This is a genomic window from Cupriavidus sp. PB-02 (genome assembly GCF_058252315.1).
In genome coordinates this window covers 419,790-445,660 of sequence record NZ_JBXPSX010000003.1, presented here as the reverse complement: position 1 = coordinate 445,660, position 25,871 = coordinate 419,790, and the positions used below count along the sequence as shown (strand labels likewise).

Annotated in this window: 21 protein-coding genes and 4 pseudogenes; 15 read left to right on the top strand and 10 right to left on the bottom strand. The window is 60.8% G+C overall.

The genetic code is table 11. The features are described 5' to 3' along the window. Positions 1 to 502 precede the first annotated feature (502 nt). Positions 503 to 1,528: a bile acid:sodium symporter family protein gene (locus tag AC10V3_RS36450; protein WP_490924578.1), complete on the top strand. Its 1,026-nt coding sequence runs from the start codon at positions 503 to 505 to the stop codon at positions 1,526 to 1,528. Between the two features lie 820 nt (positions 1,529 to 2,348). Then, a pseudogene (locus tag AC10V3_RS36445) lies at positions 2,349 to 3,491 on the top strand (IS256 family transposase); the annotation flags it as partial. Between the two features lie 522 nt (positions 3,492 to 4,013). Here AC10V3_RS36445 and AC10V3_RS36440 read toward each other — a convergent pair. From AC10V3_RS36440 to AC10V3_RS36430, 3 genes and pseudogenes are all read right to left on the bottom strand, one after another. Then, the gene (locus tag AC10V3_RS36440; RefSeq protein WP_490924577.1) at positions 4,014 to 5,150 is read right to left on the bottom strand and encodes an IS110 family RNA-guided transposase; all 1,137 of its coding nucleotides are present in this window, start codon (positions 5,148 to 5,150) and stop codon (positions 4,014 to 4,016) included. 220 nt (positions 5,151 to 5,370) lie between these two features. Beyond that, positions 5,371 to 6,501: an IS110 family RNA-guided transposase gene (locus tag AC10V3_RS36435; RefSeq protein ID WP_490924576.1), complete on the bottom strand. Its 1,131-nt coding sequence runs from the start codon at positions 6,499 to 6,501 to the stop codon at positions 5,371 to 5,373. A gap of 852 nt (positions 6,502 to 7,353) precedes the next feature. Further along, positions 7,354 to 7,443, bottom strand: a pseudogene (locus AC10V3_RS36430) (IS6 family transposase); the annotation flags it as partial. Between the two features lie 737 nt (positions 7,444 to 8,180). Here AC10V3_RS36430 and AC10V3_RS36425 point away from each other — a divergent pair. Continuing rightward, the gene (locus AC10V3_RS36425) at positions 8,181 to 9,044 is read left to right on the top strand and encodes a hypothetical protein (RefSeq protein WP_490924575.1); all 864 of its coding nucleotides are present in this window, start codon (positions 8,181 to 8,183) and stop codon (positions 9,042 to 9,044) included. A 785-nt stretch (positions 9,045 to 9,829) separates the two neighbouring features. On the opposite strand, the gene AC10V3_RS36420 is transcribed toward AC10V3_RS36425, so the two are convergent. Together AC10V3_RS36420 and AC10V3_RS36415 are read right to left on the bottom strand one after the other, a co-directional pair. Then, positions 9,830 to 10,864, bottom strand: a complete 1,035-nt coding sequence (locus AC10V3_RS36420) for an IS630 family transposase (RefSeq protein ID WP_490924574.1) — start codon at positions 10,862 to 10,864, stop codon at positions 9,830 to 9,832. Between the two features lie 575 nt (positions 10,865 to 11,439). Continuing rightward, positions 11,440 to 11,832 (bottom strand): GreA/GreB family elongation factor, encoded by a 393-nt coding sequence (locus AC10V3_RS36415; RefSeq protein ID WP_490924573.1) that lies wholly within the window; start codon positions 11,830 to 11,832, stop codon positions 11,440 to 11,442. An 852-nt stretch (positions 11,833 to 12,684) separates the two neighbouring features. On the opposite strand from AC10V3_RS36415, the gene AC10V3_RS36410 reads away from it, so the two are divergent. Continuing rightward, entirely contained in the window at positions 12,685 to 12,978 is a 294-nt protein-coding gene (locus AC10V3_RS36410; RefSeq protein WP_490924572.1) for a hypothetical protein, read from the top strand. A 274-nt stretch (positions 12,979 to 13,252) separates the two neighbouring features. Here the strand turns inward: AC10V3_RS36410 and AC10V3_RS36405 are convergent, their stop codons facing one another. The 3 genes from AC10V3_RS36405 to AC10V3_RS36395 all read right to left on the bottom strand — a co-directional run bounded on the left by AC10V3_RS36405 (position 13,253) and on the right by AC10V3_RS36395 (position 14,048). Then, positions 13,253 to 13,420 carry a hypothetical protein gene (locus AC10V3_RS36405; protein ID WP_490924571.1) on the bottom strand — a complete coding sequence of 56 codons (168 nt, stop codon included), beginning with the start codon at positions 13,418 to 13,420 and terminating at the stop codon, positions 13,253 to 13,255. A gap of 35 nt (positions 13,421 to 13,455) precedes the next feature. Next, positions 13,456 to 13,611: a DUF2933 domain-containing protein gene (locus AC10V3_RS36400; RefSeq protein WP_490924570.1), complete on the bottom strand. Its 156-nt coding sequence runs from the start codon at positions 13,609 to 13,611 to the stop codon at positions 13,456 to 13,458. A gap of 134 nt (positions 13,612 to 13,745) precedes the next feature. After that, entirely contained in the window at positions 13,746 to 14,048 is a 303-nt protein-coding gene (locus AC10V3_RS36395; protein WP_490924569.1) for a hypothetical protein, read from the bottom strand. 537 nt (positions 14,049 to 14,585) lie between these two features. Between AC10V3_RS36395 and AC10V3_RS36390 the strand changes: the two genes are divergently transcribed. Both AC10V3_RS36390 and AC10V3_RS36385 read left to right on the top strand, forming a co-directional pair. Continuing rightward, entirely contained in the window at positions 14,586 to 15,068 is a 483-nt protein-coding gene (locus AC10V3_RS36390) for an RrF2 family transcriptional regulator (RefSeq protein ID WP_490924673.1), read from the top strand. Between the two features lie 181 nt (positions 15,069 to 15,249). Further along, positions 15,250 to 16,380 carry an IS110 family RNA-guided transposase gene (locus AC10V3_RS36385; protein ID WP_454751913.1) on the top strand — a complete coding sequence of 377 codons (1,131 nt, stop codon included), beginning with the start codon at positions 15,250 to 15,252 and terminating at the stop codon, positions 16,378 to 16,380. A 349-nt stretch (positions 16,381 to 16,729) separates the two neighbouring features. Here AC10V3_RS36385 and AC10V3_RS36380 read toward each other — a convergent pair. After that, positions 16,730 to 17,764: pseudogene (locus AC10V3_RS36380) on the bottom strand (IS630-like element IS885 family transposase). Positions 17,765 to 17,834: 70 nt separating this feature from the next. Here AC10V3_RS36380 and AC10V3_RS36375 point away from each other — a divergent pair. From AC10V3_RS36375 to AC10V3_RS36355, 5 genes and pseudogenes are all read left to right on the top strand, one after another. Continuing rightward, positions 17,835 to 18,002 (top strand): hypothetical protein, encoded by a 168-nt coding sequence (locus tag AC10V3_RS36375; protein WP_490924568.1) that lies wholly within the window; start codon positions 17,835 to 17,837, stop codon positions 18,000 to 18,002. Between the two features lie 205 nt (positions 18,003 to 18,207). After that, positions 18,208 to 18,770: pseudogene (locus AC10V3_RS36370) on the top strand (phasin family protein). Between the two features lie 149 nt (positions 18,771 to 18,919). Further along, a complete protein-coding gene (locus AC10V3_RS36365; RefSeq protein WP_490924567.1) occupies positions 18,920 to 19,126 on the top strand; it encodes a cold-shock protein in 207 nt (68 codons plus the stop codon). A 420-nt stretch (positions 19,127 to 19,546) separates the two neighbouring features. Further along, entirely contained in the window at positions 19,547 to 20,632 is a 1,086-nt protein-coding gene (locus AC10V3_RS36360) for an IS630 family transposase (RefSeq protein ID WP_490924566.1), read from the top strand. Between the two features lie 181 nt (positions 20,633 to 20,813). Continuing rightward, entirely contained in the window at positions 20,814 to 21,365 is a 552-nt protein-coding gene (locus tag AC10V3_RS36355; protein ID WP_490924565.1) for a DUF488 domain-containing protein, read from the top strand. Positions 21,366 to 21,739: 374 nt separating this feature from the next. On the opposite strand, the gene AC10V3_RS36350 is transcribed toward AC10V3_RS36355, so the two are convergent. After that, positions 21,740 to 22,117, bottom strand: coding sequence for a carboxymuconolactone decarboxylase family protein (locus tag AC10V3_RS36350; RefSeq protein ID WP_490924564.1), 378 nt, complete (start codon positions 22,115 to 22,117; stop codon positions 21,740 to 21,742). 315 nt (positions 22,118 to 22,432) lie between these two features. Between AC10V3_RS36350 and AC10V3_RS36345 the strand changes: the two genes are divergently transcribed. The 4 genes from AC10V3_RS36345 to AC10V3_RS36330 all read left to right on the top strand — a co-directional run bounded on the left by AC10V3_RS36345 (position 22,433) and on the right by AC10V3_RS36330 (position 25,848). After that, the gene (locus AC10V3_RS36345; protein ID WP_490924672.1) at positions 22,433 to 22,648 is read left to right on the top strand and encodes a hypervirulence associated TUDOR domain-containing protein; all 216 of its coding nucleotides are present in this window, start codon (positions 22,433 to 22,435) and stop codon (positions 22,646 to 22,648) included. Between the two features lie 394 nt (positions 22,649 to 23,042). After that, on the top strand, positions 23,043 to 23,819 hold the full coding sequence (locus tag AC10V3_RS36340) for an ABC transporter ATP-binding protein (RefSeq protein WP_013958408.1): 777 nt from the start codon (positions 23,043 to 23,045) through the stop codon (positions 23,817 to 23,819). A 20-nt stretch (positions 23,820 to 23,839) separates the two neighbouring features. Beyond that, positions 23,840 to 24,565 (top strand): ABC transporter ATP-binding protein, encoded by a 726-nt coding sequence (locus AC10V3_RS36335; RefSeq protein ID WP_211980434.1) that lies wholly within the window; start codon positions 23,840 to 23,842, stop codon positions 24,563 to 24,565. A gap of 74 nt (positions 24,566 to 24,639) precedes the next feature. Beyond that, the gene (locus tag AC10V3_RS36330) at positions 24,640 to 25,848 is read left to right on the top strand and encodes an ABC transporter substrate-binding protein (RefSeq protein WP_490924563.1); all 1,209 of its coding nucleotides are present in this window, start codon (positions 24,640 to 24,642) and stop codon (positions 25,846 to 25,848) included. The last annotated feature ends 23 nt before the right edge of the window (positions 25,849 to 25,871 follow it).

The following is a 25,871-nucleotide window of genomic DNA, read 5'->3' as shown; positions in this document are numbered from 1 at the left end:
GGCTGTTTTGTTTGAGCCACGCCGCCATGCGGGGCTCGGGGGCGCTTCTGATTTGATAGCGCGCTTCAGCAAAACGCAGTGGCCGTAGATCTGAGATCACGACGTTGCACCGACGAGGCACGCTATTGGAGGGCAGTCATGTTCCTGAGTACACAACGCTCTGTCCACTTCGGCCCGTGATCCAGTACAAGGCCGAGTCTGTCGCCGAGCGGATCAGGGAGCTTACCGCCGGCCGCCATTGTCGACATGGACTTCTCGGTCGTGTCCTCAGGCAGCGCTACGGCCTGCGCCAAAGGCAGCACGATATATTTCGCGGCGGTGCCCATCGGGCGCTGCCGCTGACATGGTTTTGTTAGCCGCTCTTTTACTCCCGTCGGCGCCGGCCTACGCCGTCTGCTGGGCTATGTCGATGGTTGGCAGGATCACGTCCTCCTGCTGATCGGTCAGCACAAGTTCGTACGCTGCGATCCCGCTGACGTCCAATACTAGGCAAAACTGTTAGATGTCCAAGATTGTTTCCACGCTCAAGAAACTCTATGACGTGATCGACGGCTTTGTTCTGATCATGCTGGCCGCCATCGGCATTGCCCTGCTGGCCTCCGAGGTGGGCAGCAGCAAGGGCCCGCTCCACCTGGGCGTGGTGACCAGCCTGGGCGTGGCGCTGGTGTTCTTCCTGCACGGCGCGGCGCTGTCGCGTGACCAACTGGTGGCCGGCGCCCGCAACTGGCAGCTGCATGTGTTCGTGCAGGCCTTCACCTATGTCGTCTTCCCGATGATCGGCCTGCTGCTGTTTCTGTCACTGCGCAACGCGCTGCCGGCGGATCTGCTGCTGGGCGTGTTCTTCCTGTGTGCGCTGCCGTCAACGGTATCGTCGTCGGTGGCCATGACCTCGATGGCGCGCGGCAACGTACCAGGCGCCATCTTCAATGCCACCATCTCCGGTCTGATCGGCATGGCAGTGACGCCAGTGCTGATGGGCCTGGTAATCAGCGCCAGCGGCGCCGCGATGCCGCTGGGCAAGGCCCTGACCGGCGTGGCGCTGCAGCTGCTGCTGCCGTTCGCACTGGGCCAGCTGCTGCGCCCGCTGATCGGTGGCTGGCTGGCCCGGCGCAAGCAGATCACCAACAAGTTCGACCGCGGCGTGATCGTGCTGATCGTCTATTCATCCTTCTGTGACGCCACCGCCGCTGGCCTGTGGCACCAGTACCGGTGGCAAACCATCGCCGCGGTAATGGCGCTGGCCGCCGTGCTGCTGTTCGTGGTGCTGGGCACCACCACCGTCGTGGCGCGCCGCCTGGGCTTTCCCGTGGAGGACGAGATCCCCGCTGTCTTCTGCGGCTCCAAGAAGAGCCTGGCCAACGGCATCCCGATGGCCAAGATCCTGTTCGTCGGCCACCCGGCGCTGGGCCTGCTGGTGCTGCCGCTGCTGGTGTACCACCAGCTGCAGCTGATAGTCTGTTCGGTAATGGCCTCGCGCTATGCCATGCGCGAATCGGTGCAGCGGCAGGACCCACGCGCGCGCGCCTGACACCAGCGTCGTGGCGAAAGCCCAGCCCGTGCCGCCACGGCGCAAGCCAGAGCCGGGGCCGGCGCAGCGGCCGGTTCAGACCGAAGGGTTCCTCGCCGGCGGCGGGTTGCACGCGAAATAGCTGCGGGGAGCGATGATAACCACGAACGAGCATGGACTCATTAGGAGAATCTCGCAGAGACAGGAGTGCCTTTGGCGGTCGTCACACAAATCTATATGGAAGCTCAGTCTCCGGGATTCCCGGCGCGGTTCATACCTTGTGACGAGCTGACAACAGTCTCGCCGATGAACTCTTCGCATACTGACCGCGCTCGGTAAGCTACGGCTGCACGGTAAGGCACGCCTCGATCCACCGGGCTGCTTCGCGAGTCTAGTGGAACTGATGAAATCAGAATGACGCCGGCTCGGGCAACATTTCACTTTGAGGTCTTTCTTTGCTAAGAAGACGATAATGCTAAAAAAGATCACAATGGCCGTCCTGATACTTGGGACCTCCGCCTACACGCTCGCCGTCGACGCTGTGGAATACTCCGTGGGTCAGCATGTCGAAGTTCGCGGACGATTGTCGTTACGTGGCAACGCACCGTTCACCTATTGGGTGATCCATACACGCAGTGGAGTTGTTTGGGTTCTGGACGGTGTTGATCCAGACGCAGTCAAACCTATGCTTGGGGAACAGGTTCAGGTAGGGGGTGTGGTGTCCAGAGCGGACGAGGATCAAACAAGGCTCCCGGTAATTGAGGTCGACACGATGCGCTCGGCGCAACGGACCTGTCAGAAATTTTGTGTTTAGGGCATAACATGTCGCCAAGGAGCATGTATGCCACGCAAGACGAAGACCAGCCAAGCCGCAGACCGTGAACTGCCGGCCATTCCCGAGGACCTGATCGCTCATTTCGTTAAGGGTCCGATGACTGCCGAAGCGGTTCAGGACGCCTCGATGGCATTCAAGAAGGCCCTGATCGAGCGGGCCTTAGGCGCCGAGCTAGGTCATCACCTGGGCTACCAGCCGGGCGCGGAGCGCCCGGCCGGCACGGCCAACCAGCGCAACGGCAAGAGCGCCAAGACCGTTCTAACCGAGGATGGCCCGCTGCGGGTCGACATCCCGCGCGACCGCGACGGCAGCTTCGATCCGATCCTGATTCCCAAGCACGAACGGCGCTTCACCGGTTTCGACGACAAGATCATCGCCATGTACGCCCGTGGCATGACCGTGCGCGAGATCCAGGCGTTTCTAGCCGAACAGTACGGCACCGAAGTCTCGCCCGAGTTCATCAGTTCGGTGACCGATGCAGTGATGGACGAGGTCACCGCTTGGCAGGCCCGCCCGCTTGAGGTGCTGTATCCGGTCGTGTTCTTCGACGCGCTGCGGGTCAAGATGCGTGAGGACGGCGTGGTGCGCAACAAGGCTGTCTACCTGGCCTTGGGCGTGCTGCCAGACGGCACGCGCGACATCCTGGGCCTGTGGATCGAGACCACCGAGGGCGCCAAGTTCTGGATGAAGGTGTTCAATGACCTGAAGACCCGCGGCACCCAGGACATCCTGATTGCGGTAACTGATGGGCTCAGGGGCATGGAGCAGGCTCTGAACGCCGTGTTCCCGAACACGACGCTGCAGACCTGCATCGTGCACCTGATCCGGAACAGCCTGGAATACGCCAGTTGGAAGGAGCGCCGGGCCGTGGCAGCGGCGCTCAAGCCCGTGTACACCGCACCCAACGTGGAGGCGGCGCTGGCTGAGTTGGAGACCTTCGAGCAAGGGGAATGGGGTGAGCGGTACCCCCCGATCGCCGCGTCGTGGCGCCGCGCCTGGGATCAGGTGATCCCATTCTTTACGTTCCCGCCGGCGATCCGCAAGATCATCTACACGACCAACGCGATCGAGAGCATCAATGCGCAACTGCGCAAGATCATCAAGACGCGGGGCCACTTCCCCAGCGATGAGGCGGCGACCAAGCTGATATGACTCCCCGTGTCAATCGAGATTGTTTTGATTCAGTTTCACAGTTGCATGTTGTTCTCCCCCCCCCCCCGGCCAATTTCCTGAAGGCGACGTAGCAGTAAGTCTCGACGGTGGATCACGCTGATATCCGCGGGTTGGTTACCGCATTACAGAGGTCCGCCCAATGAGCCTTCTATGAGGGCGAGGGTGTCAACCCCCCTCCAATATTGGATTTCAGCATCGAGGATGTCTGACGCGATACTCTCTCCTTGCAAGCCATTTCTTTTCGGTGACGGAACTGAAGCGGCGTGAAATCGAGGTCGGGGGTTCGGGTCAATGCCGGGCTTGCTGCCCCGGGCTACCTTCTATCCGTGCCCGGCGAGGCCGGGCACCACATACCACATGCGCAAAGCGCTGGAACTACCCTGTTACCCGCGCGCCCCATCTGCACGGACGGCTACCCGAGGGGGTAGCCCGGCTCATTGTCGGGCGCGCTGACCTGCTTTCGTTACCGCTTCACTTTTCCACGTTTAGATCTGGGCATCACGTCGCTACTGGTTTAAGGTTTGCGCCAGTGGGAATCTCGCCGTCCTCGAGATAGCGCCACAGGGCAATGGCTAATCGCCGGGCAAGTGCGACAATGCCGACGCGACGCGTGCGCTTGCTGCCTGGCGCGAAGCGCGCATTGAACCATTGCGTGAGCTGACTGGTTGGCTGGTGGCGTAGCCAGCCCCATGCCAGTTCAATCATCAACGAGCGCGCTCGTTTGTTGCCCGCCTTACTGATGCCTTGTTCGACCTCACTTTCACCACTGCTATAGGGGGTCGGTGCCAGTCCCAGGCAACCTGCGACTTCGCGCCGATTGTGAAAACGGCGCCAGCCAAACAGTTCCTTAACCAGAAGCCAAGAGCTGCCCACGCCGATCCCGCTGAGCCGGGCGAGCAAGGCGATGGCTGGCTGCGTGCCAGCCTTCACGGCCTTGCACTGCTGGGCTTCGATGGTCTTGATCTGCGCTTTGACCAGCGCCAGTCGCATGACTTCACGTTCGATCTCGGCACCCAAGCCAGCAGGCAGTTGCGAGCCATGAGCGTTCCACCATTGCTTCCACGAGCGGTCACCAATGTGGGCGACCCGCAGATTGTGCAATACCAGCAGCGAGCGAACACGGTTGCTGTGGGCGGTGCGTTCCTGTTTGAGTCGGCCGAGCTCGCGGTGCAAACGCCGCTCATCTTCCTGCTCTTCAGTTGGTACCCGTGCGACTGCCCACACCCGCCGCTCGCCGGCGTGGTAGCGCATCAACATCGACAGTAGCTTGTCACAATCGAGGCGGTCGCTCTTGGCGTGCCTTGCGCGGCGGTTGACTTCGATACTGGCCGAATCCACCACGAGGTTATGGATTCCTTGCTCGGCCAACCAGCGATGCAGCCAGAAGCCGTCGCGCCCAGCTTCGTAGCAACTGCGCACCGGAGCTTGCGGCGGCAGAGCGAAGCGTGCCTTGGCTTTGGCGATGGCTTGCAGGACTGCATTCAGGTCGCTAGCTGCCAGCGTATGCCGGCTCGGTCCATGCACGCCGTCCCCCAGCGACAGCTTCCAGCTCTTGTCGCCCAGTTCGAAGGCTATGTACAGCCAGCCGGTGATCGGCGTATTCTGCCCATGAAGGGCTGTGTCAGGCGCGTCCATTTGCGTGCTCCTTTTCGGAAAACGAGACTCCGAATCCTCGTTTTACTCCAGGGGGCTTGCCTCCGCAGCCCTTCATAGTATCTGCCGCTATCTACGGCCGGAAGTCGGATGAAATCCGTTGCCTAGCTTGGTCGCGGGTTGCTCGTGTGCCGGGCTACGCCGCCTTCAGGGAAACTGGCTCAGCAGTGGTGTCAGATAGGTTGGTACCTAAAGTGTCCCGTTACGTTGTCTGGGCCGCGTTCGGTACGGCGAGCGACATCGCGAGCTGGCTGATGTCCCAGATGAACCCGCTCAGTTCGCGGGCGACCGCGACTACCGCAATGTTCGGGTTCTTGCCACGTGCGGCAAGTCTCCGATAGCGCCGGCACAGTCGAACCTGGGCGTCCCAGGACCGGTCAACGATGGCCTTGGGGATGCCTTCGTGCCGGCGCTGAATCTCGGGGCTCACGCGTGCCGGGTGCCGGTAACTCCAGGCGGCCTCGATCAGTAGCTTTCTTGCGTAGCTATTGCCGTTCTTGGTGATGCTGCCCTGCCGCCGTTTTTCTCCCGATGAGTGTTCAGCGGGCGTCACCCCGAGCCAGGCCATCAGTTGGCGCGGATGGACAAAGCGCGAGAGATCGCCCAACTCGGCGAGCATGCCTATCGCCGTGGTGAACTGCACCCCGCGCATAGTCTGCAAGCCCAGTACAGCCGGGTAGAAGCGCCAGTTGATCACGGCCTCGCGCAGGGCTGCTTCGAGACGGCTGCATTGCGCGAGCCGGTCCTCGATAGCACGTCGATATTCGTCAAAAGCAAGTTGCTGCCACGCGCTATCGAAGGCAAAGGCACTGATCCAGCGCCGGTGTGCCGGCCCCCAGTCCGCTCTGCCGCTGTAGCGGACACCGTGCGAAAGCAGAAAGGCCTTCAGCCGTTGGCGGGCGCGCTTCAGATCGTCCTTGGCGCTGACCCAGGCGCGTGACAGATCCCGGAATGCTTCGTCTTCGACGCTGGGCACGAACACGGCCGAGAGGTCACCGGCGCGCAGCGATCGCACCAGTTTGACCGCATCGCGCCGATCGGTCTTGACGCGCTCACCGGGCTTCTTCGGGATCAGCGACGGCGCGCACACCATGCAGTCGAATCCCTTCCCTGCAAGCTGCCGGTAAAGGCCATAGCCACAAGGGCCTGCCTCGTAGACGATGCGGATGTGGCGCGCTTTGGACTGCAGGCGCTTGCACAGGCGATCAATATCGGTCTTCGAGGTACCGATCTTGCCAAGCAGCTCGACCTCACCCATGCCGATTGCATAGGCGACCGTGATCGAGTCCTTATGGACATCCAAACCGACATACAAAGTGCTATCGTGTTCCATGCTGGCCTCCGCGCTGGAAATCGCCGGGTGTGGCACTGTCCACACCATGCGGCTCTGGCAGTCATGCTAACCCGCGTTTGATTCCTCACGGCGGGCCAGCCTTTGCCCCAGGGGAGTCATACTGACTACTGTGGCTGGCCCTGCGCAACATTACCGGGAAGTGGGGCAGTTCAACGCATGACTGGAAGGCTGCCATGAACCAGTTTGCGATCCTCTACGAGGAACGCTTCACCCATCCGCATCGTTGAGATAATGCTGGCTCACCAGTCGAATTGACGGTGAGCCTTTACCTGCCCTGCACACAAAAAAACTGACAGGCCCGGCGCAACCCTAGCCTGACGCCCGCTTGCCTCGTATCCAACGCCGAACCGACGCGACAGGTCATTCTCTCTGGCCGGCTCCAACTCCACAATGCTGCCACTGGGAAGGCAGCAACCACTCGCATCCAGCAGTACTCAGTCAAGGCGACGGCACATACAGTACGTTCTTGCACTGAAGCGCCGCTGTAGGGGTTTTTGAGGCCGTTCGTCGTCCCCAAGACGTATCATTGAGGCCCCACCTCTCGGGTGCCGGCCAACAACTAGAATCTGCCCCTCATGCTTTGCCCCACCTGCAAGAAGATCCCCTTGTCTCCCGTCTGCCTTGAGATTGATTCGCCGGAGTCTGGCTCGTCCATCGTACTGAATTTGTTGAAGTGCCCTCATATAAGAACCAAAAAAAATGGCCCTCAGCCAGAAGGCAGAGAGCCCAGGAAAGTCCACGAAGAAAGTGTCGGGCAACGCTCGCAAGTTACCCACCATCAGTATCTACCACCCCTACGTAGTCCGCAACTCATTCGCCAGTGCTCCCTCCGAGGTTGAACCGAAAATACCAGCCCACTGCGCAACTGATGACGGCGGCGGGAAGGCGATGACCGTGATAGAGCGTTCTTGTGTTCTTCATCGCTCCATCTGGCGCGACGGGATCGGCAACCTGGCGCTGCCGATCCGGCCGACAAGGTGGGCAATCCCCACCGCATATGGTATAAGTGAACACAGTCTCCACGTTCGGGCCGGGCAAGCCGAGTGGCAAGACTGATATAGGGGCACTTAGCCCCAGCGGAAGCCGGCCAACCGTGGTTCGGCACACCAGCCCACCCTCCCACAAACATAGCGACCGAATGCACTCTGTACAGATCCGCACCGCCAACCGCCAGCATGCCACGCATGTTGCGGCTGCGCGCGCCTGTGCACAGCAACGCGGCCTCGCCACCCTGCAAGTCAGCGTCGCCCAACAGTTCCATCTTCCCGCCGTGCTTTTCTTAGCCGTGCGGGGAATCAGGGACTAGCCCACAGTCCGGATCTGATCTTCCTGCACGGCACATTGCCCGGGGGCCGCAAGCATCGATGGCGGCCCACTGTTCAACGTGCAAATGGGAGAGCGCATGCCGACGATCCGCCGCAAGACCTTAGTCATCTATCGCAGGGCACTTTGCGCGATGGGGGCCATGGCCGTCCTCTACCTCGCCCTCAATCTCGACTAATCCGACCCCGATCAGATTCCGATCGGACGGGATCGGATCTAGGTGCGCGCCGGGCCGCTCCGGCGCGAAGCCGCGTTGCACGATTTCCTGCCGGCTAGCGCCGGGTCGGGCTGCAGCACAGCGGGGAAACCAGCCTACAGGCTACGTCTTCATGGTCATGGAACTCACTCAGAATTTTGTCAAAGCCAAGCGTCCCTGTGCGGATGGCTACAGATGGTTCTTGCGCAACCGCCACGACGGCACCGACTACCAGCGTCTGCTTGACGCCCTGGTCCAAGCCAACCGCGTGAACGATGCCTGCTGGCTGCTCAACCAGTTCGGCCCGACCGACGCCGTGCTCACGCTCGATAAGCTCGACGCCAAGGCGCTGGTCTTTGCCGGCGCCGTGATCGTGCGCGGCTGCATCGATGTCGAGTCGGTGGTCCGGGCCGGGCGCAGCATCCGCGTCGGCGCGGGCATCCGGGCCGGCACCGCCATCGTCGCCGGCGAGAACATCGACAGCGCGGGGAATCTCTACAGCGGCGGCACCATCCAAGCCGGCGGCGACGTCAAGGCCAACTGGGGTATAGAAGCCGAGACCGAGATCGAGTGCAAGGGCAATATCCGCGCCGACTGGGATGTCACCGCCGGTGGGCGCATATCGGTGAGCGGCAACCTGCAGGCCGGGCAGAACATCGTGGCGCAAGGCGCTATCCGCTGCGGCCATGGTATCAAGGCAGGTGGGAATATCGAAGGCCAGCACGATATCGTCGCCGGCTGCGGCATCGAGGCTGGCGGCGCGATCCGTGCCGGCCAGCATCTGGAGGCGGGCTGGGGCATCAAGGCCAGAGAGACCATCGCCGCCGAAGGCGCCATCAAGGCGGGCGAAGGCGTGCAGACCGAGGAAGACATCCTGACCGGGCCGGGCTACGGCATCTATGCCGGCCTGAACGTGCGCGTCGACATCTGGGAAGATAGCGCCCGCGTCGTCGCCAGACAGAAGCCCGCCAAGCTGGTGAGCGGAAGCTGGCAGCCGCGCTGAGGCGCGGCTGCTGACCCAGGGGCGTGGCGTGCGCTTGCAGGGCATGGTGGTCGAGCACGACGGTGTGCTGGCCGCACTGGGCGACTTCCGTGAGCGGAACCTACGCCTGTCCGTCAGCAGTAAGCGCCATGTGCAACTGACGTTCACTGAGAAAGTGGGTCCTGATCCGGTCACCCTTGGACCGCGATCGCAGTAGCCGCGGGATTTTGCAGAATCATAGGAGCAAGTAATCGTTATGGTAGGTATAGAGTGTGTATTGGCCGGAATGGGCCTCGCTGCACTCGTCGCGGCGGTACAGGCAAGGCGAGCGGGCGAGGCGTTCCGAGATGTGCGACTGTTGGCTGGCGTGTCGGCAACCTGTGCTTTGGCGGGGCTGGTGCTCGCGCTGGACCTGATGGTGTGGAACGCGTAGCTGGCGTTCAGTCCGCGGCATAGACCTCCCTGCCGACAAAGCTTGTGGACAGCGCTCTGTTGTAGCCCATCTCGGCCTCGGTGACCTGGAACAGTCCAACATCCCCATTTCCGCATGCCTGCCGAGCTATTGCCGCCGAAACGGCCAGCCAAGTTCAGCACGCGCGCGGCGTGGATGGTGATTGCATCGATGGCATCCTTCCGCGGGATCCGCTGCTCCTTGCCACGTGCTTTGGCCCCTACGAACACGTGCTCGACCATCGTGAACTCCCGGATCTCTGGCTTGACAGCCGGGTGGCTGCACAACTGTCCCGTGATGATCCTGCTTGGCGCCTTGGAGCAAGCGGCCCGCACGCGCTTGAGGAACCACTTACTCAGCAGTCCGAAATATAGGCGACAGATGGCGCCTCAAAGAATGAGCGCACGAGCCGACGGTTCTTTTTCACATCATGCAGATGCTGCTCAACGCGGATCTCCAATTTCTCGCCCGCTCGCAACGGGTTGCGCGCCACGCCAGTGCGCTTGAGATGACTCCACACGAGTTCATCGGGATTCAGATCCGGCGCATAGCCCGGCAGCACGTGCATCGTTAGTTTCCCCTTGGTCGATTCGATGTAATCGCGCACATTGGCCTTCTTGTGCGCTGGCAGTCCATCGACGATCAGATGCACTGGGCGGCTGCGGCCTTTCATCATCTTCTTGAGCAATTCAATGAACAACTCCGCGGTCAAGGCTCCTTGGTAGGTCGCAAACCAGAAGGCACCTTTTGCGTTCACCGCGGACGCGGCGGAAATCGACTGGCGCTGTCCGGGGCGTTCAATAACTGGTGTCTTGCCTTTGACCGCCCAAGTCTTGCCATGGACCGCGTCGGCCCGAAATCCCGATTCGTCCCAGAAGTAGATGTCCGCACCGCTTTGCTTGGCCGCAGCCGCGATGCCCGGATACGTTTCACGCTGCCAGCGCTCGACGGCCTGCGGGTCGCGTTGGTAGGCCCGCTGCAATGGCTTTTGCGGACTCAACCCCAGTCCCGCCAGCAGCCTGCCTACCGCCGTGACACCCAGCTTCACACCAAATTTCTGCTCGATGAGCGTGGCCACAATCTGGCGTGTCCACAGCCCAAAGTCCAGGCCGTACTGCCGAGGATCCCGGCCATTGATCCAGCGAAAGACCTGAGCCTGTTGCGCTGGTGTGAGCTTGCATGGCCTCCCTGTCGCTGTACGCGAGGCCAGCGCCCGCTCGCCTTTGCCTCGGCCCGAGGCCGCCTTGAGCCAACGGTAGATCGATGTTCGGTTCATGCCCAGCGACTTCACCACCATCGAAGGCTTCTCGCCTTCGCGCACTCGGCGTAAGGCAAGCCGCCGAAATTCCTCCTGCGTCGCGCGGTCCAGTGTACGGCCATCTCGTTTCATGCTGAATGAGACCAAACAATCGCCACCAGGTTCCATCTTTTGTCGCTTTATTTACGGACTTATGAGTAACTGTTGTACCCTTGTCCCGGCTGCTTCTACAGAAGGATGTCGAGTTCGGATACCGTGCTGAGCGATCGCGCTCCACAGCACAACACATAGGGCTCGTCGCGTAGCGTGACGAACATTTCGTCCCTGATGGCAGTTGGAACTGGGCTTGCGACGTTCGGCTTCGACGCAAGTGGGCGAACGTTGCCCAGCACCTGTCACATCAGTGGCGGATCGTTTCGTAGCTGACGACCACGCCGCGCTCGAATAGCAGCGCCTCAACATAGCGTGGTTCAACTAAAAACGACCAGCAGATCGCATGAGATGATTGCCGCCGAGAATCGGTGGCCCGCGAAAGCGCAGTGCGGCCTCATCACTGCGCCATTTAATCCCTCCCGCCCCCTAACTCGACAATGCTCCCCTTCTGCGCCACGCCTGCACTGGTGCCGAGTGCGATCTCCTCTGACGGTCAAGTCCCCACCTGCGCAGGGACCCAAGCCAGAGGGGCGCTATCCTGATCGTAGGAACGTTCAATGGATGCGTTCAGACTCCAGGATTTTCTCGACCGTGATTTCGAGAACGTTCAGGCTCTCCGGTACCGCGACACGGACATGCTGGCCCTCGTGCAAACCAAACAGCGCCATACCCGCCGGCGACAGGATCGACAGCTTGCCTTGGCGATAGTCGGCGTCTTCAGGGTACACAATGCGCCAAAGCAGATGCTCACGATGGTGCGCTTCGATGCATAAAAAGGGGGTATGCAGCGTTATGGCCTTGGCCGGCAGGCTGGTGTGCGTGCAGATGATCGCATGCTCGATCATGTCACGCAGGCACTGCCGCTTATGCGTCGGCAACCCCTGATCCAGCACAAGAGAACTGAGCCGCTCGATATGGGCCGTTGTAAGGAAAATCGTCTTTCGCATCGCAATCTCCGCGCATCACTTTGAATCCATTCACCAGGCAGGCTGTCCATGGCGTCAGGGAAACGAGTTTCGGCCCGGTGCTCTGCAGACGGTCCAAACGAGGTCAGGCAGAGCGCCGGGCGGCAGGGAGCATTGCGGCAGTCGCCGCGCGATGGAGCGGGAAGGTGCGTTTCACGGGAATTCAGATGCGAGAATGACAATCCTCACAGTCATCATTTAAACAGGGTTCGCGTCTCAAGGGAAGCCTGGGCGACCGGCCGACTGCCGCACCAAGGCTAGGATACCGGCCGCCGGTTTGCCTTTTCCTGGAAATTGGATAAGATGATCAAATAGTCAACAGACTCGTTTTCAGTTTTCTGCTTGAGGAACTAGGCAATGGATACGATGGAGAAGTATTTTTGCCAATTCGGGTTATCAGGCGTGAAGCGACAGCCGGTATCGCAGATAGTAGCCTTACCGTCACAAGTTGACGCTGCAACGAAGGTTTCGCACTTCTACAGCACGAAGCAGCCGCGATATGGAGTGAGTCGCGCCTGCCTCTAATTTTTCCGGAGCTCGTTGGGCACGCGACTGAAGCGCCCAACAAGCTCCGGATTCCCCCTCACCTTGCACTTCTTTTCCGTATTGGTCATCCAATCAATGGGGTCGCCCTGTTGAACTTCGATTGACCATTGGCTTGCGGTCAGAGATGCGCGTTGCTGCCATGCAGCGGGCACATGTGCGAGCGTTCAGCTTTTTCCCTGGCAATCGGGCAGCAAGCCGGCTGAATCCGGCTTTCGCATGGCGGGCTCGCATGCGGCCCCATCCCCCTCAGCACGCAGAAAAATCGCGTGTGCTTACAGGAGTGTGATCATGAATTCTCTAGCCATACACCATATTTCCGTAGCGCAGCGGACGAACCTTGAAGTCTTGCGGGGCATGGCGGACATGGTAGGCCTCATGGGGCACGCTTTTGCTCACTTTGAGAAGCTGCTCGAATGGAATCTTCAATTGGTCCCTATTTCGATGCAAGGATCCGGTGAGTGCACGAAACGGATGTTCGCAATGGGCAGGCCTCAGGATCTCCTGGCAATGCAGATCGTTCTGATGCAGTTGGCAAGCGGGCAAGCTTTCTCATTCCAGCATGATCCAAGACCGGCATCGTGAAGCACCAGGGTCGAAGCTACGAAGCCGCAGCGCCGCATGTGCCTGCATCCGACCTACGCCGTCACGCCGCAACGCGAGCCAATTGCCTTCACCATGGGATCGCGCCATGACGGCAAGGCGCGTACCGTGCGTCAGCAACTGTGAGGACAACGAGTTGATCTGCCGGCAGGTAAGGGCAAGACGCCTGGCTGGCCCTACACGAATCGACCGAGACCGAGCGCGCCTGCCGCAGGGAAGCCGAGCGCCAGGCGCCGCATCATCGCGCCTACCCGGGCTAACAAAGGCCGAACCCGCCCATCATGCGTTGATGCATCACGAGCATGCCTACCGCGCCAAGGGATGCGAGCACGCCGATCACGGCGAACACGATCAGGAGGACTCTCCATATCAACGATTTGTTCACGCGCAACCTCTCATCTTCGCTGGCGGCCTGGGCACGCATCTGCTGCGCGTGCCCTACGACCTCCGACCGTCCAGTTACTCCTTGATGCGAAACGGATCGGGCTTCTGCGCTGGCAGGTGCTCGGTCATCGCGCTCACTTGATCATCGTGCGCGCTCATGCTCGTCATCATCAGCCACATCGACAGCGGGCAGAGCAAGAGCAGAAAATACGGTGTCCAGGACAAGCGCATGGACCGGCGGCTATACAGCATAGGCGGCGGCAGCCAGCATCGCCAGCAGGCCGATGCCCGCTGTGATCAGCGTCTTCGTATTGCATTTCATTTGCGGTACTCCTATCGGGAAGGTTTGAATCGGAACGGCGTCCTTACTTCGTTGGTGGCGTCTGGATCTTGTCCGCGTACTTGCGCATGATTTCGCCCATCGCTTGCATCATGTCCGCGTGCATCTGCATCGAAAGCTTCTCGTTTCCAGGAGGCAGCCCCATCATGGGACAACTGCCCATCATGCCGCCACCCATCATGCGGCCCATCATCATGTCGTGCCCTTTGTCCTGCGCACCGGACTTGGGGCCTTCGCCACCATGGCTTGAGCTGGCCGCCACGGACCAGCCGCTCGCACCAAGCATCACAAAGGCTAGAGTTGTAGCGATTAGCGACTTCCTATTCATTTCGATCTCCATGTCGATGGTGGTGCAATAGTCCCGCACCAATCCTGCGCCAGACGCGCTGGCAAAGACGGTCAGCCCGGCTCCACCCCGTCGATTCCGCGGTCGGATCGCGCGGATGCGTGCGCCTCGCCTGGTCGGCGGCCGAAGCGCACTCGATCATTTGGACTCTGGCGAACCTTTTGGGCTGCCGCTGCCTGTCTCGCCGGAATCCATCTGCTTCATCATTTCGTCGCAGCGCGCCAGTTGTGCCTCCTTTTCGGCAGAGGCGCTCGCGGTTGCATGTTGCGCGACAATCCATCGCTTCCTCCATACCCATTTCTGCGACGGCCAGCAGGAATAAGGTATCAAAGATTGGTCCCGGCTTGCGATGCCCACTGACAGTCAGTGGCAACACAGAAATAGACACTGTGAAACAAGCTATGAAACACCACAGAAAACAAGTATTCTAGATGCATGTTATGCTGTGCCGGGGAGATTGGCAATCGTGTCTTGCAGACGAAGACACACAGCCGCGACAACCAGCCAGTGAAGATGCAGATGAGACTGACGGAGTACACTGACTACAGCAGCCTGCGCGTGCTTCTTTATGTTGCCGTGCACCCGGATGAATTGGTGACGGGCCAGCGCAATGCCGAAACCTTTGGTATCCCCAAGAATCATCTGACAAAGATTGTCGCGCACCTGGGCCAACTCGGATTTCTCAAGACCGCCCGCGGACGATCCGGCGGCATTACGCTTGGTATGACATCGCAGCAAATCAATCTCGGCGCGGTGGTACGCGCCACCGAGCCCGACTTCCGGCTCGTCGAATGCTTCGCGTCGGAAGGGAACCAGTGCATCATCACCAGTGCCTGTGGCTTGCGTCATGTCCTGGCTTCCGCGCTGGCTACCTACTTTGCCGTCCTGGATTCGTACACGCTGAAAGACCTGGCCAAGCGACCTGGGGCGCTTCAGCGTGCGTTGTCCGGCGCCAGCACGCTCCCGGTCACGATCGAACGGCGCGCGGCGCAGGCTCACTGAACCCTAGTAACGACGGTCATTGACGCCGCCTGGCAGACCTAACACTAAAAGTCAGTATGACTCCCCCTGGTGAAGCAAGAGGCTGGCCCGCCGCGAGGAATCAAACGCGGGTTAGCATGACTGCCAGAGCCGCATGGTGTGGACAGTGCCACACCCGGCGATTTCCAGCGCGGAGGCCAGCATGGAACACGATAGCACTTTGTATGTCGGGTTGGATGTCCATAAGGACTCGATCACGGTCGCCTATGCAATCGGCATGGGTGAGGTCGAGCTGCTTGGCAAGATCGGTACCTCGAAGACCGATATTGATCGCCTGTGCAAGCGCTTGCAGTCCAAAGCGCGCCGCATCCGCATCGTCTACGAGGCAGGCCCTTGTGGCTATGGCCTTTACCGGCAGCTTGCAGGGAAGGGATTCGACTGCATGGTGTGCGCGCCCTCGCTGATCCCGAAGAAGCCTGGTGAGCGCGTCAAGACCGATCGGCGCGATGCGGTCAAGCTCGTGCGATCGCTACGCGCTGGCGACCTCTCGCCGGTGTATGTGCCCAGCGTGGAGGACGAAGCATTCCGGGATCTGTCACGCGCGTGGGTCAGCGCCAAAGACGATCTGAAGCGCGCCCGGCAACGCCTGAAGGCCTTTCTGCTCTCGCACGGTGTCCGCTACAGCGGCAGAGCTGACTGGGGACCAGCGCACCGGCGCTGGATCAGTTCCTTTGCGTTCGACGCCGTTTGGCAACAACTTGCCTTTGATGAATATCGACGTGCCATCGAGGATCGGCTCGTGCAATGCAGCCGTCTCGAAGCGGCCTTGCGCGAAGCCGTGGTCAACTGGCGCTTCTATCCGGCTGTACTCGGCTTGCAGGCCATGCGCGGCGTGCAGTTCACCACGGCGATAGGCATGCTCGCCGAGTTGGGCGATCTCTCGCGCTTTGTCCATCCGCGCCAACTGATGGCTTGGCTCGGCGTGACGCCTGCCGAACACTCGTCCGGTGAGAAGCGGCGACAGGGCAGCATCACCAAGAACGGCAATAGCTATGCAAGAAAACTGCTAATCGAAGCCGCCTGGAGTTACCGGCACCCGCCACGTGTGAGCCCCGAGATTCAGCGCCGGCACGAAGGCATCCCGAAGGCCATCGTTGACCGCTCCTGGGACGCCCAGCTTCGACTGTGCCGGCGCTATCGGAGACTTGCCGCGCGCGGCAAGAACCCGAACATTGCGGTGGTTGCAGTGGCTCGCGAACTGAGCGGGTTCATCTGGGACATCAGCCAGCTCGCGATGTCGCTTGCCGTACCGAACGCGGCCCAGGCAGCGTAACCCACCCCCCCCCCCCGGAATCAGTCTATCTGTCACTACTATGAGACCAGTTTCCTGAAGGCGGCGTAGCCCGGCACACGAGCAACCCGCGACCTAGCTAGGCAACGGATTTCATCCGACTTGCGGCAAAAGATAGCGGCAGGCTCATTGGGCGGACCTCTGTAATGCGGTAACCAACCCGCGGATATCAGCATGATCCACCGTCGAGACTTACTGCTACGTCGCCCTCAGGAAATTGGGGGGGGAACAACATGCAACTGTGAAACTAAATCAAACCAAATCTCGATTGACATGGGGGAGTCATATCAGCTAGGTGACAAGAATGCTACTAACCTTACTGAAAGGAATGTCACATAGCGGCATACTTGCATTCGGGCTGGCAAAAGAACGATTTGACCAGGCTCGGCAATTTCTGGATGCGACGCAAAGCGCCGAGCGCCAGTTTCTTCATGTCGTTCTTGTCCTGCACCAGTCGCTTCGATACCTGTCGTTTCACGTGCGCCCAGACCTGCTCGTCTGGATTCAGGTGCGGCGAGTACGGCGGTAAGTAGAACAGCTTGAGCTGCCCCTTCAGGCTCGCGATATACGCCTTGACCAGCTTGGCCTTGTGGATCGGATGCCCGTCCACGACCACGAAGACCGGCTTATCGGCACCAACCATCAGCCGCTGGAGGAACTCGCAAAAGACCGTGCCAGTTACCGCACCGTCATGCAGCATGAAGCGGAATTCGCCTTGCGGGCTTACAGCCGAGATCATGTTCAGCGAAAAACGCCGCCCGGTCGCCTCGACCACCGGGGTCTGGCCGCGCGGCGCCCAGGTCGTCCCGGTGTGGTAATCGGAGCGGATTCCCGATTCGTCGGCGAAGTAGATCCTGGCTCACACTTCGCGCGCTTCGGCGCGGATCGCAGGATAGACCTCCGCCTCCCAGCGGCGCACCAGCTTGGCATCCTGCTGCCACGCCTGATACAGCGGCTTCTGCGCACTGAAACCCAGCAACTTCATGACCCGGCTCACCGCCGAGAGCGACAGCTCCTTGCCAAACTGCCGATGGATCAGTGCACGGATCAGCGACAGTGTCCACAGCCCAAACTCGAACTTGTATTGCTGCGGTGTGTTGTCTCGCACCGCTTGGGCAAGCCAGCGCATCTCGTCGCCGCTGACTTTGGACGGACGCCCCGGGATCGGTTTGGCGAGCAGCGCACGCTGGCCACCGCTAGCATAATCGGCAAGCCACCTGAAGACGCTTCGCACATTCACGCCCAGCGCCGCCGCCACGCTTTGCGCCGTTTGACCCTCACGAACTGCTTTGATCGCCTGTTGGCGCATCACCTGAAGGGCATGATGATCGATCGCTCGACCGTCCGAGTTCCGTTTGCATTTCATTCCCGTATTGTCTCATGACATGACAATACTTTCGAGAAGGTTAGTAAGTCATCATGAAGTGGCAACCCTCATGCTGATCAAGGACGACCCACATCGCACCGAACTGGATCGCGCGGATCTTGACTCGCTCGTCGAACGCCAACTTGTCAAACTGGAGGATGTCGTCTGCGGTCACCGACGTCCCCGTATCACGGCCAGGGGTAACGCCGTCCTCAACGCCATCGCGCGCATCCGCTGAAGGCCGGAGGTGCAAGCGCGTCTCATGTGACGCGGCAATCGGGTGTCGCTTTAGCGTTATTCCTGGGGAGGCTAAGTGCTTGCGATTCGCGCGAATTTGCATTGCATAGGCGATTCCCATCCTAGTCCATCAACACAACCTGTCGCATGAGCATAGACGTCCGGTTCGCCGAACACGCGTCGGGTTGAAATTCAGGAGATCCACGATGACTCCGTTTCCACCCGAGCAAATTGCAGTTGTTCAGCAAGCCAACCTTGCCATCCTCTTCGAATCGGCAGACCGCGCCTGCGCAGGGTTCGGGAAGCTGGTCGCGTTGAATCTGCGGGTGATGAGGTCGGCGCTGATGCACACGCAGGCCAACACGCAGAAAGCATTAGCAGTCAAAAGCCCGCAAGACTTACTCGTGCTCCAAGCCAGTCGGCTGCAACAGCTCGGCGAGCAGGCATTGTCGTACCGCCGCCATCTGTACGACATTGGGTCGGCCGCCCAAGCCGAATTCGCCAAGATCGCAGAGCCGCAATGCCAAGCGCACAACCGCACGTTGCAAGGGCTTGCGGACAACCTGGCGAACAGCGCGCCGGCGGGGTCCGAAGGTGCCGTGAGCGCACTGACCTCGGTGATTACTGCCACTAACTGTGTGCAAGCGTGTACCAGACTGCGAAACAAGCGGTAGCTGTTGCCGATAGCAATTTCCACAGAGCAAGCACGGTGGCATCGAAGGCGACCACGCAAGCCGCCGAGCAGGCGTCGCGCACTGCCAGGACGTAGCAGTAGGGGTCTGCCGCGGTGCGCGCCCTCCCAACGCGGCGCGGTGGGCAAGTCATCCTGTCGGCGTCGCCGTGAGATATTGTCAAATCTGCGTACGAGGGCTGATCGCGGCCGAAAAGTTCTTTGTTTCTCTTAAATTGGAGAATGACATGACGACTGGCCTTGTGAAGTGGTTCAACAGCGAGAAAGACTACGGGTTAATTACCTCACATGACGGGGGGAAAGACTTGTTTGTACATCACAAGGAGATTCAGGGTGCAGGGTTCAAATCCCTCGAGGAAGGTACCAGGGTCGAGTTCAAGGTCACTCAAGGGCAAAAAGGACCGCAGGCTTCGCAGGTTCGCGTGCTTCGATAGTGCTTGCAAGCGCCCAGTCTGTGTACTCACTAGAGCTCGTCGTCGCCGCAGACAACTTTGTGTTGGGCGCGCCCGGCGACCCAAGCTTGGCCAGCATGGGCGGCGGCGTCCCCCGCCGGCGCGTCAGTGCAGCGAGATGTGTGCTGATGCCAACCTCCACCAGTGGATTCGATCGGTCAATGCACAAGCGGTACGCGTTCCGGCAGCATCCGGTCAATGGCATTGAAGAAGCATGGTTGACAGGATCAGCAATCAGGAGATCGGCTTTGATCACGTCGGACATCATGAACTGGGTGCGGTTGACGACGGACTCCGACATGCCCCGCCCGGCAACAGCTAATGTAGCGTTCTGTTCTTGACGGAACTTATATGAATCCGGCGCCTCCCATGCTCTACTGCGACACAGTGTGGAGAGAGCGAGTGCGAGTTGCCCCCGAGATCATGTTGACCGACGAGGAGCGAACCAAGTTGACGACGCTGGTTCGGTCGAAGCTCACGAGCGTAAGGCTGGCGCAGCGCGCGCGCATCGTGCTGCTGGCCGCCAACGGAATGCAGAACAAGGACATCGCTGAGCAGTTGGGAGTCGGACGCGTGCAGGTCTCGCGTTGGCGTGAGCGGTATGCGCAATCGCGGCTGGCCGGTATCGAACGCGACTTGCCGCGCGGTGCGCCGCCAGTGAAGGTGGACACGGCGCGGTTGGTGGAGCTGACCACTCAAGCCAAGCCCGTGGCGGCCACCCACTGGAGCACACGCAAGATGGCCGCCGAGTTGGGCGTGAGCGCCAGCACCGTCATGCGCCATTGGCACGCCCACGGGTTGAAGCCGCACATCGTGCGCGGCTTCAAGGTCTCGCGCGATCCGAAGTTCGCCGAGAAGCTTGAAGACATCGTTGGCCTGTACATGTCGCCACCCGAGCACGCGCTGGTGCTGTGCTGCGATGAGAAGAGCCCGGTGCAGGCGCTGGATCGCACACAGCCCGGACTGCCACTGAAGAAGGGGCGCGCGGCCACCATGACCCACGACTACAAGCGCAACGGCACGACCACGCTGTTTGCCGCGCTCAACGTGCTCGATGGCCAGGTCATTGCCCAGTGCCAGCAGCGCCACCGCCATACCGAGTGGTTGAAGTTCCTGCGCAAGATCGACCGCGAGACGCCCAAGGATAAAACGCTGCATCTGATCGCCGACAACTACGCCACCCACAAGCATCCTGCGGTGCAGGACTGGCTGACCAAGCATCCGCAATTCAACATGCACTTCACGCCCACCTCGGCATCATGGCTGAACATGGTCGAGCGGTTCTTTCGCGACATCACGACCGAGCGACTTCGCCGCGGCGTATTCACCAGCGTGCCGGAACTGATCATCGCCATCAATGAGTACATCGCTCACCACAACACCAACCTCAAGTCGTTCATCTGCACCAAGAGCGCTCGCGACATCTTGCAAAAGGTCATTCGCCCCAACCGCCGCTTAAGTTCAAAACAGAATGGAACACTGCACTAACATCACGCCGGCGCAAAACCCGGTAATGGCCGCGGCGAACGGCGCCCTCCGTCGCGCGTTCGCGCGGACGGATAGAGGTATTCTGAAAATGGGGGAAACGGGCCAACCCATCCGACTACCTGCATCCGAGGCCGTAATAAGCCGGCCGATAGACGACGTCGATGTCAGGATCCCCGTTGCCATGGCCAGCGCGAACGCTCGCGCGGCCATACCGTTTTTTACTATCGGCCACTCAACGCGCCCAGTCACCGATTTCGTCGGCCTGCTCCGAGTCGCCGATGTCGACGTACTCGTCGACGTCAGAACGGTTCCCCGATCGCGCACCGATCCCCAATACAACCAAGAGGCGTTATCTGCCGCTCTTTCGGAATTTCGGATTGATTACGTGCACATTGCTGAGCTCGGAGGGCTACGGGGAAAGCAACGCAACATCGCAACCCATATGAACGCCTTCTGGGTTAATGCCAGTTTTCACAACTACGCAGACTACGCGATGACAGAACCGTTTCAACGGGGCCTGACACGCCTTCGCAAGCTTGGCCATACGCGGCGCTGCGCCATCATGTGCGCCGAGGCCCTATGGTGGCGTTGCCACCGGCGAATCATTGCGGATTACCTGCTCAATGCTGGAGAGCGCGTCTTCCACATCCTTGGGGAGAACCAGATTGAAGTGGCTCGGCTCACCTGCACTGCGCGGCGCACGTCCTTCTCCACGCTGGCCTATCCAGCGTAGCATCGGCAATGAGCCACTCTACTGCTGGTGCATGGGGCGCCGCTGCTGCCGGCACCGCGCCAGATCACGCACTCAATCCGGAATATGGCCGGAACGCTCCAGCTTGGCTTGATGCCGTACGTCTTCCCACAGGCGAGCAAGGCGGCCGAAGTGTCTAGTCCAGGCTGCAGGGTCAGCGAGAGACATTTGCCCACCCAACACGGCCAACCTGAGGCGCTTGTCCGCCGGGGTCGGGTGTGACCTCCACATGCGATCGGGCAAAGGTGATTATTCACCGACTACGCCCCGACCGTCGACATCCGACCCTATGTGGAATGCCTGATGGCCGCCGAGGCCGCGCTGTCGCAGGTCTGCCATATTCAGTTTGCATGCGCTCAATGACCGTGGACATGCGGCATCTCTTCCGAATTTGAATTTGCATTCGCATTCGCCGCGATCGTGTCGAGCGCCAGGGCCGAATGGGCATATGCAGCGCCTGCACGCATCTCCGCCGCAACCCAGATGGCCTCCATGATTTCCTGCCCTGTCGCGCCGCTTTTTAGAGCGGCCGCCGTGTGGCCGCGTATGCAATAGGGGCACTGAGTAACATGAGCGACTGCTACCGCAATCAACTGCTTCGTCTTCATAGGCAGCGCGCCGTCGACGAAAACGCTGTCGCTGAATGCCTTGAACGCCGCGAGCGGTCCGGGCGCGAGCTCCTTGCGCCTTGCCGTGACTCCCGCGTCCGACGGCGGATACATTGCTTTTTCCATGGCATTGCTCCTGACTGTTTCATTTGACGGCGCCATACGTAACGCCGAACACACCCGGCGACAGAATGCAGGCGACACTGGAAAGCAGTTGGCCAACAGCCCTTGCCCGTCGAGCGCCGGGATAACATACAAGCGATCAAGCTGAAGCCACTGCCACCTATCCGGATGGCGACATTTTCACAATTGAATTAAAACTATATCACAACATGATATATGCTGAGATGCAGGAGAGCAGTTGCTTTTGCTGTTGAATGCGTGACGTGTCTGCGCGATTCGCGGCATCACTGCACTTGGCATCGAACAGGGGCATCTATGATGACAACAAGGCTCAAGGTTGGCGATCACGTGACCTGGAACTCGGAGGCTGGTCATGTCAGCGGCAAGATCATCAAGGTGCATACGAAAGACATCGATTACAAGGGGCACACTCATCACGCCAGCGTGGAGGATCCGCAGTACGAGATCAGGAGTGACAAGACCGACCATATCGCGATGCACAAAGGTGGCGCGCTGAAAAAGATGCATTCCTGAGTGGCGTTGACTGCAACGAGCCGCTGACGAATGTGAAACCTGGCCCTGCGCGGAGCGCATTGGCCATCTGGGGATCGCTCCCGTGAGGTTTGCATGTGCGTACAAGGAGCGGGTACAACAGACTTGGCGCTGGGCGTGACAGGACATCAGATGCCGTAATCCGTTTCGCCCGGCTACGCGGAATCCCACACTGGCGGCTGCGGCCGCGCTACTTTCCGGCCTGGTCGCCGCGGCGCCCGCGCTCGCCGGGCCGCTGAACAAAAAGCCGGAGGCAGGGCCGCAAGCACGGCCAGCCTGACGGTACATGCGGGAGCAAGGGCCTACAAGTCCGGTTCGGACCATTTTCAGTGCCGGGCATCACGCCGGCAGTTCAGCAAGAGGGCGGGCAGGAGACATGAACCAGCAGGAAACCATCCTGGAAACGCGGAACCTCACCAAGGAGTTCAAGGGGTTCACGGCGGTGAGCGACGTCAATCTGCGGGTGCGCCGCGGATCGATCCATGCGTTGATCGGTCCCAACGGCGCCGGCAAGACGACCTGCTTCAACCTGCTCACCAAGTTCCTGGAGCCGACCACCGGCACCATCCTTTTCAACGGCATCGACATCACCCGTGAAAAGCCCGCGCAGATCGCGCGGCGCGGCGTGATCCGTTCGTTCCAGATCTCGGCGGTGTTTCCGCACCTGACGGTGATGGAGAACGTGCGCATCGGGCTGCAGCGGCAACTCGGCACGGCATACCAGTTCTGGCGCAGCGAGCGCTCGCTGGACGTGCTCAATGACCGCGCCATGGAGCTGCTCGAACAGGTCGGCCTGACCGAGTTCGCGCAGACGCTGACGGTGAACCTGCCGTACGGCCGCAAGCGCGCGCTGGAGATCGCCACCACGCTGGCAATGGAGCCCGAGCTGATGCTGCTCGACGAACCCACCCAGGGCATGGGCCACGAAGACGTGGACCGCGTCACGCAGCTGATCAAGAAGGTCTCGGCGGGCCGCACCATCCTGATGGTGGAGCACAACATGAGCGTGGTCTCGTCGATCGCTGACAAGATCACCGTGCTGCAGCGTGGCGCGATCCTGGCCGAAGGGCCGTATGCGGAAGTGTCCAAGGACCCGCGCGTGATGGAGGCCTACATGGGCACCGTCGACGCGGAACTGCAGGGCGCGCACTGAGACGGCCGGGGGAACGACACATGACGACATCCAACACACCCGCGCTCGAGATCAAGGACCTGCACGCCTGGTACGGCGAATCGCACATCCTGCACGGCGTGGACCTGACCGTGAACCGCGGCGAAGTGGTCACGCTGCTGGGCCGCAACGGCGCTGGCCGCACCACCACGCTGCGCGCGATCATGGGACTGACCGGCGCGCGCAAGGGCTCGATCAAGGTCAATGGCCACGAGACCATCAGCCTGCCCACGCACAAGATTGCGCACTACGGCATTGGCTATTGCCCCGAGGAGCGGGCGATCTTCTCCAGCCTCTCATGCGAAGAGAACCTGATGCTGCCGCCGGTGCTGAAGGGCGCCGACACCAGCAAGGGCATGAGCGAGACCGATATCTACGAGATGTTCCCGAACCTGAAGGAGCGCCGCCAGAGCCAGGGCACGCGTCTTTCCGGCGGCGAGCAGCAGATGCTGGCGGTCGGGCGCATCCTGCGCACCGGCGCCAACCTGCTGCTGCTCGATGAAATCTCGGAAGGATTGGCACCGGTGATCGTGCAGGCGCTTGCGCGCATGATCCTGATGCTCAAGCAGAAGGGGTACACGGTGGTGATGGTGGAGCAGAACTTCCGCTTCGCCGCGCCGCTGGCGGACCGCTTCTACGTGATGGAGCACGGCAGCATCGTCGAGCGCTTCGCGGCCAATGAGCTGCAGGCCAAGATGCCGGTGCTGCACGAACTGCTCGGGGTCTGATCCGCACGGATCATGGGTTGATGTTTGGCAGGAACGGGTGGCGCGCACGCCGCCGCAAATCAGGAGACATAGAGATGAAAAAGACTCGGCTCGCGGCCGCGATGGCGGCCATTGCCATGGGTGCGGTTTCCTTCAGCGCCGTTGCCCAGGTGTCGGGCGACACCGTGAAGATCGGCTATATCACCGACATGTCGGGCCTGTACGCCGACATCGACGGCCCCGGCGGCCTGGAAGCCATCAAGATGGCGGTCGAGGACCGCGGCGGCAAGGTGCTGGGCAAGTCCATCGAAATCGTCTCGGCCGACCACCAGAACAAGGCCGACATCGCCGCCTCGAAGGCGCGCGAATGGATGGACCAGCAGGGCCTGGACCTGCTGCTGGGCGGCACCAACTCCGGCACCGCGCTGGCGATGAACAAGGTGGCTACGGAGAAGAAGCGCGTCTACATCAATATCGGCGCCGGCACCGCGCGCCTCACCAACGAAGAGTGCTCGCCGTACACGGTGCACTACGCCTATGACACGGTGGCGCTGGCCAAGGGCACCGGCAGCGCGGTGGTCAAGCAGGGCGGCAAGTCGTGGTTCTTCCTGACCGCCGACTACGCCTTCGGCCATTCGCTGGAAAACGACACCGCGGCGGTGGTCAAGGCCAGCGGTGGCACGGTGGCGGGTCAGGTGCGCCATCCGCTGTCGGCATCGGATTTCTCTTCGTTCCTGCTGCAGGCACAGTCGTCCAAGGCGCAGATCCTGGGCCTGGCCAACGCCGGCGGCGACACCATCAACGCGATCAAGGCGGCCAAGGAATTCGGCATCACCAAGTCGATGAAGATCGCCGGCCTGCTGATGTTCATCAACGACGTGCACAGCCTCGGGCTGAAGAACACCGAAGGCCTGCTGATGACCGACAGCTGGTACTGGGACATGAACGACGACACCCGCAAGTTCGCTAACCGCTTCTTCGGCAAGATGAAGAAGATGCCGAGCAGCTTGCAGGCGGCGGACTACTCGGCGGCCAGCACCTACCTGAAGGCGGTGGAAGCAGCCAAGACCGACGATCCGGACAAGGTCATGGCCGAGTTGAAGAAGATGAAGATCAACGACTTCTACACCAAGGGCTATATCCGCCAGGACGGCCGTGGCATCCACGACATGTACCTGATGCAGGTGAAGAGCGCGGCAGAGTCGAAGAAGCCGTGGGACTACCTGAAGGTGGTCGCGACCATCCCGGGCGACCAGGCCTTCACGACGGTGGCCGAGTCGAAGTGCGCAATGCTGAAGAAATAAGCTGATGTGAGATCTGCCGGCGG